Genomic DNA, 12,754 nt, shown 5'->3' with positions numbered 1-12,754 from the left:
AACGACCTCCGAGACGCGGATGCGCCCCTTCAGTTCATCGAGGAAGGACTTGGGGAAGGACATGGCGGGGCCTCTGGTGCCGGGAGAGGAAGTCTAGCCTATCGCGGGATACGGCCAAACCGGGACGTATCCTTTTGCCCTCCTTCTTCGTCTTATCATGCGAGGGACAATGAAACAGGGGAGGAGCCTTGTCATGCCGGACGGAAACGACGACGGCGAGATCGGCCGGATGGACGTGCGGAAACCCTGGATACGGTATCTGGCCGCCATCGAACCGCACCGCACGGCGCTCTTCCACCACTGCCGCTACCTCGCCAGAAACGTCTGGGATGCCGAAGACCTTGTGCAGGAAGCGATGCTGCGCGGCTTCGCCAATATCGCGCTCGAGGACTATGACGTTTCCAACTGGCGCGCCTATTTGATCCGGACGGCGACAAACCTCTGGATAGACCGCACACGCAAGGCCAGACCGCTCCCGCTCGACGGCCTTCCCGAAGCGGCGGCACCGGGAACCGCGGAAATGTCCGTCGAGCTGCGCGACGGCGGAAAGACGCTTTTCTCCCGGCTGGCACCGCAGGAACGGGCCGCCCTTGTCCTCAAGGAAGCGGGCGGCTTCACGCTTGAGGAAATCGCCGCCATGCTCGAAACGACGACCGGCGCCGTCAAATCGGCACTTCACCGTGCCCGCACGAAACTGGGCGAACCGGAAAACGAGACACCGCAGAACCGCCCCACGGAGGAACTGATCGACAAGTTCGTCGAGGCGTTCAACGCAGGCGATTTCGCCCGCCTTGCGGCGCTGCTGCTGGAAACGGTGACAGCGGAAGTCTTCGCGCTCGGCACCGGACGCGGACGGGAGGAATTGCAGAAGCCGGATCGCTGGCTACACGCCTGTCTCTACGGTCATCCAGGCGACGAGATGCCCACGCGCCGCGCGGAAAAGCGAATATATCTCGACGAGCCGATCGTCGTGGTCTGGAACGAAGCAGAAGACGGCGAGAAGATCGAGGAAATTTGGCGCTTCAGTGAGACGGAAGGCGCAATCTCGTATGTGCGCGACTATTGCGCCTGTCCGGAGGTGATCGAGGAGGTAGCAAGGTCGATGAACCTGCCGAGCCGGGTCACGTCCTACCGGGTTCATCTCCGCCCGCCACAGGACTGACGGGGAAGAAAGCTAGGCCAGCTTCGCCTTGACGATGGCGCCGGCCTTGCCGAAATCCATCTGGCCGGCATGGCGCTTCTTCAGCTCGCCCATCACGCGGCCCATATCCTTGATGCCCGCGGCGCCCGTTTCGGAAATCACGGCGGCGACGGCGGCTTCGGTTTCGGCTTCCGACAGCTGCTTCGGCATGAAGCCTTCGATGATATCGATTTCCTCGCGCTCCTGCTGGGCGAGTTCGACGCGGCCGGCGGCTTCATAGGTCTCGGCCGACTCGCGGCGCTGCTTCACCATCTTGGCCATGACTTCGAGGATCTCGGCCTCGCCCACGCCGGCATCGCGCCCGTCGGTGCGCCCCGCAATGTCGCGGTCCTTCAGCGCCGCCTGGATCAGGCGCAGCGTCGACATGCGCCGCTTGTCCTGGGCCTTGGTGGCCTCGGTCAGGCCCGCCTTGATGCGGTCGCGCAAACTGTCGCTCATCCGGTCGCTCCATGGTCGCGGCCCACGGCACGAAGGCCGGGGCCAGAATCGGCGCCACGCTAAACCAATCGCTCCGGCGGCGCAATTCAATGATGCGTTGCCGCACGCCCCATAACAGACTGATTTTATTGAATTATTTCCGTCGCGCCGCGTCTTGACGGAAATCCGTCGATCCCTTAGTGTCCGCCAAATTCAACGGGAAACCGAGTCTGTCGCCGGGGGCGTCCGCCCCCTGCCCGCTTGCGGGCAGGCCAAGACAGACACGCCCTCCCCTGGAGAGCCAGTATGAAGGTGTCGACGAAAGCCGCCACGGAACGGCGCGCGCCCGAGGGCCCGCAAAGTTCCGGGGAGGAGTCGGCATGAACACGCGGGCGCCCGAAGCAAAGAGCCAGACGATGAGCGATACCGAAAAGCCGACCGCCCTCCTCGTGCTGAAGGACGGGACGGTGCTTTCGGGACGCGGCATCGGCGCCACCGGCGAGGCGGTCGGCGAGGTCTGCTTCAACACCGCGATGACCGGCTATCAGGAAATCCTGACCGATCCGTCCTATGCCGGACAGATCATCACCTTCACCTTTCCGCATATCGGCAATGTCGGCGCCAATGACGAGGACATCGAGACGTCCAACATGGCGTCGGCCTCGGGCGTGCGTGGGCTCGTGATCCGCGCCGACATCACCAATCCCTCGAACTACCGCGCGGCTGGCCATCTCGACCAGTGGCTGAAGGCGCGCGGCATCATCGGCCTCTCCGGCATCGACACCCGCGCGCTGACGCGGCGCATCCGCGAGAAGGGCTATGTCGACGGCATCATCGCGCATGACCCTTCGGGAAATTTCGACATCCCCGCGCTGCTCGCAAAGGCGCGCGGCTGGCCGGGTCTCGTCGGCATGGACCTCGTCAAGGACGTGACCTGCGGCCAGTCATATAAATGGGACGAGGCGCGCTGGGTCTGGGGCGAAGGCCACAAGCAGGCCACGGGCCTGAAACATCACGTCGTCGCCATCGACTACGGCGTCAAGCGCAACATCCTGCGCTGCCTTGCGAGCGCCGGCTGCCGCGTCACCGTGGTGCCGGCCGAAACGAAGGCCGAGGACATTCTGGCGCTGGCGCCCGACGGCGTCTTCCTGTCGAACGGTCCGGGCGACCCGGCGGCGACCGGCGAATATGCGGTGCCCGAAATCAAAAAGCTGGTGGCGAGCGGCAAGCCCGTTTTCGGCATCTGCCTCGGCCACCAGATGCTGGCGCTGGCGCTGGGCGCCAAAACCGAAAAAATGCATCAGGGCCATCACGGCGCCAATCACCCCGTGAAGGACCACACGACCGGCAAGGTCGAGATCACCTCGATGAACCACGGCTTCGCGGTGTCGCGCGAAAGCCTGGGCGCCGATCTTGAGGAAACCCATGTGTCGCTCTTCGACGGCTCGAATTGCGGCATCAGGCTGAAGGGCAAACCGGTCTTCTCGGTGCAATATCACCCCGAAGCCTCGCCCGGCCCGCAGGACTCGCATTATCTCTTCGAGCGCTTTGTGAAGCTGATCGAGGAGGCGCACGGTTAAGTCATGCCCAAACGCACCGACATAAACAGCATCCTGATCATCGGCGCCGGGCCGATCATTATCGGTCAGGCTTGCGAGTTCGATTATTCGGGCACGCAGGCCTGCAAGGCGCTGAAGGATGAGGGCTACCGGATCATTCTGGTGAACTCGAACCCCGCCACGATCATGACCGATCCGGAACTGGCGGACGCCACTTACATCGAACCGATCACGCCGGAAGTCGTCGCCAAGATCATCGAGAAGGAGCGCCCCGACGCGCTCTTGCCGACCATGGGCGGGCAGACCGCGCTCAACACGGCGCTGGCGCTGGCCGACATGGGCGTGCTCGAAAAATTCGGCGTCGAGATGATCGGCGCCAAGCGCGAAGCGATCGAGATGGCCGAAGACCGCCAGCTCTTCCGCGACGCGATGGACCGCATCGGCCTTGAAAGCCCGCGCTCGCGCGTCGCCCACAATATGGAAGAGGCGATGGCGGCACTCGACATAGTCGGCCTGCCGGCGATCATCCGCCCTTCGTTCACGATGGGCGGCACCGGCGGCGGCATCGCCTACAACAAACAGGAATTCGCCGACATCATCGAAAGCGGCCTCGACGCGAGCCCCGTCAGCGAAGTGCTGGTGGAAGAAAGCGTGCTTGGCTGGAAGGAATACGAGATGGAAGTCGTCCGCGACAAGGCGGACAACTGCATCATCATCTGCTCGATCGAAAACATCGACCCGATGGGCGTGCATACAGGCGACTCGATCACCGTTGCCCCGGCGCTGACGCTGACCGACAAGGAATACCAGATCATGCGCAACGCCTCGATCGCGGTGCTGCGCGAGATCGGCGTCGAGACCGGCGGCTCCAATGTGCAGTTTGCGGTCAATCCGAAGGACGGCCGCCTTGTCGTCATCGAAATGAACCCGCGCGTCTCGCGCTCATCGGCGCTGGCCTCGAAAGCGACCGGCTTTCCGATTGCGAAGGTCGCGGCGCGGCTTGCCGTCGGCTACACGCTGGACGAATTGCAGAACGACATCACCAAGGTCACGCCGGCAAGCTTCGAGCCGACCATCGATTATGTGGTCACGAAAATTCCGCGCTTCGCCTTCGAGAAATTCGCCGGCGCCGAAAAACTGCTCGGCACGGCGATGAAATCGGTCGGCGAGGCCATGGCCATCGGCCGCACTTTCCAGGAAAGCCTGCAGAAAGCGCTGCGCTCGATGGAAACGGGGCTGACCGGCCTCAACGAAGTCGTCGTGCCCGGCATGGGCGAAGGCGACGACAAGAACGCGATCCGCGCCGCGCTCGGCCGCCCGACGCCCGACCGCCTGCTGGTGATTGCGCAGGCGCTGCGCCACGGCATGAGCCACGAGCAGATCCACGCGGCCTGCGCCTACGATCCGTGGTTCCTCGAACAATTGCAGGGCCTGATCGACGCAGAGGCGGAAGTGCGCGCAAACGGCCTGCCGAAAACGAAAGCCGATATGCGCCGGCTGAAGGCGATGGGCTTTTCCGATGCACGGCTTGCCGAGCTTTGCGGCATGGAGGAAGAAACGGTGCGCGCCGCACGCCGCGGCCTCGGCGTGCGCCCCGTCTACAAGCGCATCGACACCTGCGCCGCCGAGTTCGAAAGCCTGACGCCCTATATGTATTCGACCTATGAGACCGACTTCGACGGCAAGGCCGATTGCGAGGCCGATCCCTCCGACCGCAAAAAGGCGATCATTCTGGGTGGCGGCCCGAACCGCATCGGCCAGGGCATCGAATTCGACTATTGCTGCTGCCATGCCGCTTTCGCCCTCGACGAAATCGGCATCGAAAGCATCATGGTCAATTGCAATCCGGAAACGGTTTCGACCGACTACGACACCTCGGACCGCCTCTATTTCGAACCGCTGACGGCGGAAGACGTGCTGGAGCTGATCGACCTCGAACAGTCGAAGGGAACGCTTCTCGGCGTCATCGTGCAGTTCGGCGGGCAGACGCCGCTGAAACTCGCCGGCGATCTCGAACGCGCGAAGATTCCGATCCTCGGCACCTCGCCCGACGCAATCGACCTTGCCGAAGACCGCGACCGCTTCTCGGTCTTGCTCGAAAAGCTCGGCCTGAAGCAACCGCCCAACGGCATTGCCCGTTCGGCGGACGAGGCAAAGGCGATTGCCGAACGCATCGGCTATCCGGTCGTCATCCGCCCGTCCTATGTGCTGGGCGGCCGCGGCATGGAGATCGTGCGCGACGCGGCGCATCTCGACCGCTACATCACCGAGGCCGTGATCGTCTCGGGCAAGAGCCCGGTGCTGATCGACTATTATCTGCGCGATGCGATCGAGGTCGACGTCGATGCGCTGTGCGACGGCAAGGACGTCGTCATTTGCGGCATCATGGAACATATCGAGGAAGCCGGCGTGCATTCGGGCGACAGCGCCTGCTCGCTCCCGCCCTATTCGCTGAAGCCCGAAACCATCGCCGAGATCGAACGGCAGACGCGCGAGATGGCGCTGGCGCTGAATGTCGGCGGGCTGATGAATGTGCAATACGCCATTCAGGACGGCACGATCTACGTGCTGGAAGTCAATCCGCGCGCCTCGCGCACCGTGCCTTTCGTCGCCAAGGTGATCGGCGAACCGGTGGCGAAGATCGCCGCCAAGGTGATGGCCGGCATGCCGCTGGCAAGCTTCAACCTGAAGCCGAAAGTCGAGGGCCGCGTGGCGGTGAAGGAAGCGGTCTTCCCCTTTGCCCGCTTCCCCGGCGTCGACACGATTCTCGGGCCGGAAATGCGTTCGACCGGCGAGGTGATGGGCCTCGACAGGAGCTTCGCGGTGGCCTTTGCCAAAAGCCAGCTCGGCGGCGGCACCAAGGTGCCGGTCGAGGGCACCGTCTTCGTCTCGGTGAAGGATGCCGACAAGACGAAGATCGTCGCCCCCGCAAAAAAATTGATCTCGATGGGCTTCAAGCTGGTGGCCACGGGCGGCACGCAGCGCTATCTGGCCGAACAGGGGATCGAGGTCGCGACCATCAACAAGGTGCTGGAAGGCCGCCCCCATATCGTCGATGCGATCAAGAACGGCGAGGTGGCGCTCGTCTTCAACACGACGGAAGGCGCGCAGGCGCTGACCGATTCGATGTCGCTGCGCCGCGCCGCCTTGATGATGAAGGTGCCTTACTATACGACCGTGGCCGGTGCCCGCGCCGCCGTCGAAGGCATCGAGGCCATTCGCAAAGGCAAACTGGAAGTCGCCTCGCTGCAGTCCTACAATATGGGGCGAAATGCTGCGGAATAATTGTGTGCGGGAGGTGGCGGGTGCAAAACGCATTTGACCTGCCCCATCGCGCTGACCCACAATCGGCCCCTGTCACCCGCCGCTCGGGGCGCCCATCGGCGCCCGGCGGGATTTTTCATGATGCGGACCGCACCCGCCGGAGCTGAAATGCCGGGCGGGGCAAACTTTGAGAGAGATCGTCGAAAGAGATGGAAAAGGTTCCGATGACTTCCGAGGGCTACAAGGCCCTGGAAGACGAGATCAGATTTCTCAAATCCGTGGAGCGCCCCCGCATCATCAAGGCGATTTCGGAAGCGCGCGCCCATGGCGATCTCAGCGAGAACGCCGAGTATCACGCGGCGAAGGAACAGCAAGGCCTCAACGAAAGCCGCGTCGCCGAACTCGAGGACAAGATTTCGCGTGCCGAGGTGATCGACGTCTCGAAGCTCTCGGGCGACACCGTGAAATTCGGCGCCGCCGTGACGGTGGTCGACGAGGATACCGACGAGGAAGCGACCTACCAGATCGTCGGCGAACTCGAAGCCGACGTCAAAAAGGGCCGCATCTCGATCACCTCGCCGCTTGCCCGCGCGCTGATCGGCAAGTCGGCCGGCGACACGGTCGAGGTGGTGACGCCGGGCGGCGGCAAGAGCTATGAAGTCCTGAAAGTCGCGTTCGGGTAGGAAGTCTCCGCGCCTTCTATGCAGTTGGCGCGCGGATACTGGATCAGGCAGCCAGCGACAAAGCTCAGTATAAAAGCGGCGACGGACAGACGGTAAGTCAGTGCGAGCATGCGCACGAAGCGGCTCGGGCTGGTGCCGAGCGACAGCGGAAACACGATAGGGACCTTGTTGATCGCAAACCCGAACCGCTCAAGTTCGATTTTGCCGCTTCGGTGCAATGCATAAAGGCTCCATCCGCACAGCTGCGAAACGAGAAACGCGACAATGATCGGCGCCCAAAGAAACCAGTCAGGCAGTTGATCGGGACACGGCATTGGCAGCCCTCTCTCAGGAAAGTGCTACTCTTCTTCCAGTGCCTCGAGCGGCACACCCGGCAGGTGTTTCGACTGCCGGATGGTGAGCGAGGTGCGCACGCTGGCGACATTGGGCGCCGGCGTCAGCTTCTCGGTCAGGAAGCTCTGGAAGGTCGAAAGATCCGGCGCGACGCATTTCAATATGAAATCGATGTCGCCGTTGAGCATGTGGCACTCGCGCACGAGCGGCCATGTCGCGACTTCGGCCTCGAAGGCCTTGAGATCGGCCTCGGCTTGGCTGTGCAGCCCCACCATCGCGAAAACCGTGACTTCGAAACCGAGCGCGCGGCCCTCAAGATCGGCGTGATAGCCGCGGATCAGCCCCGCTTCCTCCAGCGCCCGCACCCGCCTGAGACAGGGCGGCGCCGAGATGCCGACGCGGCGCGCCAGCTCGACATTGGTGATCCGCCCGTCGGCCTGAAGCTCGGCGAGAATTTGCAGGTCGATCTTGTCGAGCTTTGCCCGCTTCATGGGCTCCCCGTCATTCGGATGGCTTGTGAATCGCGGCGTAATCCTTACTCTCAAAGCCGCCGCGATTCAGTAATAAAATTACCCAGTAGCGCACGATTATGACCGAAAACATCTCTCTTCGCGAGACCGCGCGCAATCTTCGCGTCTGGGTGCTGACCAACGGCATGGCCGGCATGGAAAGCCAGGTTATCGGCATCGCGGAGGCGCTGGGTGCGACACCGGAAATCAAGCGGGTGTCGCCGCGGGGGCTCTGGAGATGGCTGGCGCCATGGGGTCCGGCCGCGCCGCAAGCCGACATCGCCCCGCCCTGGCCGGACCTGCTGATCGCCTCGGGCCGCCAGTCGATCCCTTATGCGCGCATGATCCGCCGCCAGTCGGCCGGGCGGACCTTCACGGTCATCCTGCAGGACCCGCGCGTCGCGCCCCGGCATTTCGATTTCGTCTGGGCCTCGGTTCACGACCGGCTCGAAGGGCCGAACGTGTTCTCGACACTGGCCTCGCCGCATCGCGTCACGAAGGAAAAGCTGGCCGCCAATGCCGCCCGCTTCGAGGCGCAGGTGGCGCATCTGCCGCATCCGCGCGTCGCGGTGCTGCTGGGCGGAACGAACGCCGCCTACCGGCTGGATAAAGCGGCCGCAACCCGTATCGCGACGCAGCTTGCGGGCCTGATCGAACGCGAAGGCGCCGGGCTGATGGTGACGCCCTCGCGCCGCACCGGCGAGGCGCAGACACGGGCGATCCGCGCGGGCCTCGCGGGCAAGGCGGCTGTCGTCTGGGACGGCACCGGCGACAACCCCTATTTCGGCTTTCTCGGTCTTGCCGACGCGGTTCTGGTGACGGCCGACTCGGTCAACATGGTGGGCGAGGCGGCCTTCACCGGAAAGCCCGTGCATGTGATCGAACTGGAGGCAATCCGCGAGAACAAGGATGCCAAGTTTCGCCGCTTCCTGGATGCCATCTACAAGTATGGCGCGGCGCGGCCCTTTGCCGGCCGTCTTGAAAGCTGGGACTACGCGCCATTAAATGCTACCGATGAGATCGCGGGTGCGATCGCCGCGCGGCTGAAAGACCGCATGGCGCGCGCGGAAAAGGGTTAACCGGCGCGGCAATGGGACGCCGCGACATTTGTGCTGTTGCGAACCGCGCCAAGCCTTCAGAAAATCGCCGGCATGAGCCCGACGGGCTGGAATGAACAAAGGCACGGAGCCATGAGCCTCCTCGATATCGACATGTTGCGGGCAACGCCGCTGAAGACCGATCCCTACGAATATTTCGTGGTGCCGAACTTCATTCGCGCGTCTGAATTCGACAAGGTCGTTTCCGACTTTCCGCCGATCGCTTCGACCGGCTCGATCCCGCCCAGCGAACTCGACATCAAGGGCGCCTTCGAACAGCTCCTCGACGAACTGGAAGGGCCGGCCTTCCGCGAAGCCATCGAGGAAAAATTCGGCCTCGATCTCTCCTCGAACCCGACCATGATCACCGTGCGCGGGAACTGTTCGCGCAACAACGGCAAGATTCATACGGACACGGAATCGAAGATCATCACCGTGCTGCTCTATATGAATCAGGAGTGGGACAAGGATGGCGGCCGCCTGCGTATCCTGCGCTCCGCGACGGACCTGAACGACGCGGCCGAGGAAGTCTCGCCCAATGGCGGCACACTGCTCGTCTTCAAGCGCTCCGACAAATCGTGGCATGGCCATGAGCCCTTCGAGGGTCCGCGCCGCGCCATCCAGTTGAACTGGGTGCGCGACCAGGCCGTCGTGGCGCATGAGCAGCGCCGCCACCGTGTTTCGGCTTTTCTGAAGCGCCTCAACCCTTTCGGCTCGCAGGCCGCAACCGATGCCTATTAAGTCGCCTTCCGGGCGGAGCGAAGCTGCAACAAGGACCAGAGGCATGGCGCTTCAGATCGAAACCTTCAAGAATGCCGATCTGTCGCATGGCTGGCGGCCGGGCAACAATGCGGGCGGCGCAACGCTTTTCAAGGCGCTCGGCCATCCGCTGACGGCGCCGAAAGGCAACGCGCTGATCGCCGATCTTGCCAAGGCGGGCCCCGTCGCGATTTACGATCCCGTCGGCACCATCGGCAATTTCCACGCCTATTACGATCTGTCGCGGCTCGACATTGCCGGTTATTTCGTTCAGCGCGTCGAAGATCTGGGCGGTGCCTTTCTGGGTCACGACGCGAAGCCCGTAAGCGCCGTCGCGGCATCGGGCGCGAAGGCGGTTCTGGTCCTCACCTTCGACGCGCAGAAGACATTGCCGTCGATCGCGCATCTCTTTCCCGAAGGCGCGCGCATCGCGACACTCGACGACATCCGCCTGCCGGACGACATGCTGACCAACAAGGCGAATTATCTCGACCCGCTGAACTTCGCCACCAACTTCGCCTTGTTGCGCGACCGCAAGGGCGCGAACGGCGCCGATGGGCTGCACACCCGCGTCGCCAGCGCCAATTACTGGGCCCTGCACGGCGCCGAAAAGCCGGAGCTCTGGCTCTGCCTCTTCGACGAAACGGGCAGGCAACTGGCCGAATGGCGCGAGACGCTGCCGGCGCCCGGCGCGCCCTTCATCATCGACAGCGCCGAAGTGCGCCATCGTTTCGGCCTCGACGACTTCACCGGTTCGCTTTTCATTCATGCACTGCGCATCAAGGGCCACGATGTGGTGAAATACGCGCTCGATATGTATGGCGAGGACGGTCTTGCCTTGTCCTGCAGCCATGACGCCAATGCCTGGCCGGCGGACTATTATGCCGGCATGCCGGCGGGCGACGCGGATGAGCGCGTGACGCTCTATATCCAGAATTCGCACCCGATGCCCATCCCGCCGCGCACCGTCGGCCTCAACATCATGGGTGCGCAGGATGTGTCCTGGTATGAGGACGAAATTCCGCCCTTCGCAACGCGCGGCATTCAGGTGGACAAGCTGCTGCCGCAGGCCAAATGGCCCGATCAGATCGAGATCGTCGCCGGGCGCTATTTCGTGCGGCCGCGCTACGAGGTGAAGCGAGAAACCGGCCAGCGCCGCATCGCGCATGCCAATGTCGAGCGCACCGACCTGAAGCCCAACCCGGAAATCGCATCGCTCGAAAAGCATATGGGCAAAGGCTACATCATGCCGCTGCCGGTGCTGCCGCGCGACATTTTCAAGACCGTGATGCTGCCGACGCCGATGGCGCGCGACGAACACGAAATGCCGATCCGCGCCGAAATGATCGACGCGACCGGCGTCACCGTCGCGACGAAATTTCTCGGCCGCATTCCGCGCCGCGAAAGCGTCGAGGTCGATATCGAAGCCTGGATCGCGGAAGAAGCCGTGAAGCTGCCGTCAGGCTATGGCCATGTCGAATTCCTCTACGACTTCCGCGACGGCGGCGATGGCAATGGCTGGCTGCACGCGCTCGGCCGCTTCGAACAGAAATCGAGCGGCCACCGCGCCGAGACGATTTTCGGCGCGCATATCTACAACACGGCCGTCATCTACAAGGACGAGCCGCAGAGCTACACCAACAAGCCACCGGGCCTGACGACGCGGCTTTTCCTGCGTATCGGCGGGCCTGCGCTTGAAGAAGGCGCGCTCGACACCTTGTGTCACCTGATCTATCCGGCCTCGACGCCCTGGCACAGGAAGAGTTCGACCCTGCTGATCCTGCATAACGCCGAGGGCAAACCCGTCGCCGAAAAGAAAGTCGAAATCGCCTGCGGCGGCTCGCTGCACTGGCGGCTGACGGAAATGTTCGACGCCGAAGAGCGCGAACGCATGGGCGGCACAGGCTATGTCATCATCCGCGACACAAGCTGCCGCCTTTTCGGCTTCCACGGTCTCGTCAACGGCGACAAGAGCTTCTGCCTCGACCACATGTTCGGGTTCTGAGGGACTTGTCACCATGTCTCGTGGCTGGATCTACATCCTCAGCAACGAGCAACTTCGGGCCGATTTATTCAAGGTGGGCATAACCACTCGCAGCCCAGAAATTCGAGCACGCGAACTTCACAATACGAGCTCAGCATTTCCTTGGAGAGTGGAGTATGCCGCGCTCGTCGATGACTGCCGCTCGGTTGAGCAACAAGTACAACTTCAACTGAGAGAAAATCGTGTCGCGTCAAATCGCGAGTTCTATGAGCTGCCACTGCACAAACTAGTAGATGCCCTGAATAGAATTGCCGATGTTGTCGGCCGGATCGAGCCTACTAACTCAACACTGCCGCCCACCTCGATGGCGAACATGGAAACGTTTGAAGAGGAATGGGAGTCTGATGTAAGCACCGAGACTTCAAGCCCCTCAAGTATGGAGAAACAGCTTCAACAACTGCGATTTTGGACATTCTTCGTTTCTCGGAATCCAATACTTCAAAAGAAATACCCAAGATTCTACGCGAGGGCTTACGAGCACATTCAGTTACATGAACCAGCGTTGACTTTTGCTTCAAAGCCACATGGTGCATCATACTATTTTACAATCAAAAGCACGTCGATCCGCGCGGAACTGTTTTTTAATGCCTCGGGCAAGCAACTAAATCACAATATTTTCGATAGATTCCTTGCTCGCAAGAATCAAATTGAAGCGGATGTTGAAACTAAACTCGACTGGCGGAAACTTGTGCGCGGTCAAGAAGGCCACACGTGTGGCATAAAATATATTTTTGCAAATGGTGACTACCGACAACGTTCCGATTGGAATCAACTTGCGTCCCCTGCTACCGATGCATTTGTTCGGTTCGAGGCAGCACTTTCTCGTTGCTACTAACAGAGAGGCTTCTGCCTCGATCACATGTTCGGGTTTTGACGGCAGGCGCCACC

Annotated in this window: 11 protein-coding genes; 8 read left to right on the top strand and 3 right to left on the bottom strand. The window is 62.3% G+C overall.

Annotated features, from left to right (window positions below; all coding sequences use genetic code 11):
- Window positions 1-193: 193 nt before the first annotated feature.
- Window positions 194-1,162, top strand: a complete 969-nt coding sequence (locus WEB61_RS08755; protein ID WP_368063955.1) for a sigma-70 family RNA polymerase sigma factor — start codon at window positions 194-196, stop codon at window positions 1,160-1,162.
- A gap of 12 nt (window positions 1,163-1,174) precedes the next feature.
- On the opposite strand, the gene WEB61_RS08750 is transcribed toward WEB61_RS08755, so the two are convergent.
- On the bottom strand, window positions 1,175-1,639 hold the full coding sequence (locus WEB61_RS08750; RefSeq protein WP_368063954.1) for a GatB/YqeY domain-containing protein: 465 nt from the start codon (window positions 1,637-1,639) through the stop codon (window positions 1,175-1,177).
- Window positions 1,640-1,998: 359 nt separating this feature from the next.
- On the opposite strand from WEB61_RS08750, the gene carA reads away from it, so the two are divergent.
- The 3 genes from carA (at window position 1,999) to greA (ending at window position 7,124) form a co-directional block, all read left to right on the top strand.
- Window positions 1,999-3,198 carry a glutamine-hydrolyzing carbamoyl-phosphate synthase small subunit gene (gene carA, locus WEB61_RS08745; RefSeq protein ID WP_368063953.1) on the top strand — a complete coding sequence of 400 codons (1,200 nt, stop codon included), beginning with the start codon at window positions 1,999-2,001 and terminating at the stop codon, window positions 3,196-3,198.
- Window positions 3,199-3,201: 3 nt separating this feature from the next.
- Complete coding sequence (gene carB / locus WEB61_RS08740; RefSeq protein WP_368063952.1) at window positions 3,202-6,462, top strand: carbamoyl-phosphate synthase large subunit; 3,261 nt, start codon at window positions 3,202-3,204, stop codon at window positions 6,460-6,462.
- Window positions 6,463-6,650: 188 nt separating this feature from the next.
- Window positions 6,651-7,124, top strand: coding sequence for a transcription elongation factor GreA (gene greA / locus WEB61_RS08735; protein WP_368063951.1), 474 nt, complete (start codon window positions 6,651-6,653; stop codon window positions 7,122-7,124).
- Here the strand turns inward: greA and WEB61_RS08730 are convergent.
- Together WEB61_RS08730 and WEB61_RS08725 are read right to left on the bottom strand one after the other, a co-directional pair.
- Window positions 7,094-7,438: a hypothetical protein gene (locus WEB61_RS08730; RefSeq protein ID WP_368063950.1), complete on the bottom strand. Its 345-nt coding sequence runs from the start codon at window positions 7,436-7,438 to the stop codon at window positions 7,094-7,096. The two genes, greA and WEB61_RS08730, sit on opposite strands and share 31 nt — an antisense overlap.
- A 24-nt stretch (window positions 7,439-7,462) precedes the next feature.
- On the bottom strand, window positions 7,463-7,948 hold the full coding sequence (locus tag WEB61_RS08725; RefSeq protein WP_368063949.1) for an Lrp/AsnC family transcriptional regulator: 486 nt from the start codon (window positions 7,946-7,948) through the stop codon (window positions 7,463-7,465).
- A 98-nt stretch (window positions 7,949-8,046) separates the two neighbouring features.
- Here WEB61_RS08725 and WEB61_RS08720 point away from each other — a divergent pair, with 98 nt between their 5' ends.
- From WEB61_RS08720 to WEB61_RS08705, 4 genes are all read left to right on the top strand, one after another.
- Window positions 8,047-9,045 (top strand): mitochondrial fission ELM1 family protein, encoded by a 999-nt coding sequence (locus WEB61_RS08720; protein ID WP_368063948.1) that lies wholly within the window; start codon window positions 8,047-8,049, stop codon window positions 9,043-9,045.
- Window positions 9,046-9,156: 111 nt separating this feature from the next.
- Window positions 9,157-9,804: a 2OG-Fe(II) oxygenase gene (locus tag WEB61_RS08715; protein ID WP_368063947.1), complete on the top strand. Its 648-nt coding sequence runs from the start codon at window positions 9,157-9,159 to the stop codon at window positions 9,802-9,804.
- Between the two features lie 43 nt (window positions 9,805-9,847).
- Window positions 9,848-11,827: a hypothetical protein gene (locus tag WEB61_RS08710; RefSeq protein ID WP_368063946.1), complete on the top strand. Its 1,980-nt coding sequence runs from the start codon at window positions 9,848-9,850 to the stop codon at window positions 11,825-11,827.
- Window positions 11,828-11,840: 13 nt separating this feature from the next.
- Window positions 11,841-12,701: a DUF4268 domain-containing protein gene (locus WEB61_RS08705; protein ID WP_368063945.1), complete on the top strand. Its 861-nt coding sequence runs from the start codon at window positions 11,841-11,843 to the stop codon at window positions 12,699-12,701.
- Window positions 12,702-12,754 lie beyond the last annotated feature (53 nt).

The sequence above is a fragment of the Parvibaculum sp. genome, assembly GCF_040882025.1.
GTDB lineage: Bacteria > Pseudomonadota > Alphaproteobacteria > Parvibaculales > Parvibaculaceae > Parvibaculum.
The sequence above is the reverse complement of the archived record's forward strand: the minus strand, read 5'-3'. Positions and strand labels throughout refer to the sequence as shown.

Bases quoted from the DNA above. Each gene is read 5' to 3' on its own strand.
- WEB61_RS08720 (WP_368063948.1), top strand. From the start codon at position 8,047: ATGACCGAAAACATCTCTCTTCGCGAGACCGCGCGCAATCTTCGCGTC.
- WEB61_RS08715 (WP_368063947.1), top strand. From the start codon at position 9,157: ATGAGCCTCCTCGATATCGACATGTTGCGGGCAACGCCGCTGAAGACC.
- WEB61_RS08725 (WP_368063949.1), bottom strand. From the start codon at position 7,948: ATGAAGCGGGCAAAGCTCGACAAGATCGACCTGCAAATTCTCGCCGAG.
- carB (WP_368063952.1), top strand. From the start codon at position 3,202: ATGCCCAAACGCACCGACATAAACAGCATCCTGATCATCGGCGCCGGG.
- WEB61_RS08705 (WP_368063945.1), top strand. From the start codon at position 11,841: ATGTCTCGTGGCTGGATCTACATCCTCAGCAACGAGCAACTTCGGGCC.
- WEB61_RS08755 (WP_368063955.1), top strand. From the start codon at position 194: ATGCCGGACGGAAACGACGACGGCGAGATCGGCCGGATGGACGTGCGG.
- WEB61_RS08710 (WP_368063946.1), top strand. From the start codon at position 9,848: ATGGCGCTTCAGATCGAAACCTTCAAGAATGCCGATCTGTCGCATGGC.
- greA (WP_368063951.1), top strand. From the start codon at position 6,651: ATGGAAAAGGTTCCGATGACTTCCGAGGGCTACAAGGCCCTGGAAGAC.
- WEB61_RS08730 (WP_368063950.1), bottom strand. From the start codon at position 7,438: ATGCCGTGTCCCGATCAACTGCCTGACTGGTTTCTTTGGGCGCCGATC.
- carA (WP_368063953.1), top strand. From the start codon at position 1,999: ATGAACACGCGGGCGCCCGAAGCAAAGAGCCAGACGATGAGCGATACC.
- WEB61_RS08750 (WP_368063954.1), bottom strand. From the start codon at position 1,639: ATGAGCGACAGTTTGCGCGACCGCATCAAGGCGGGCCTGACCGAGGCC.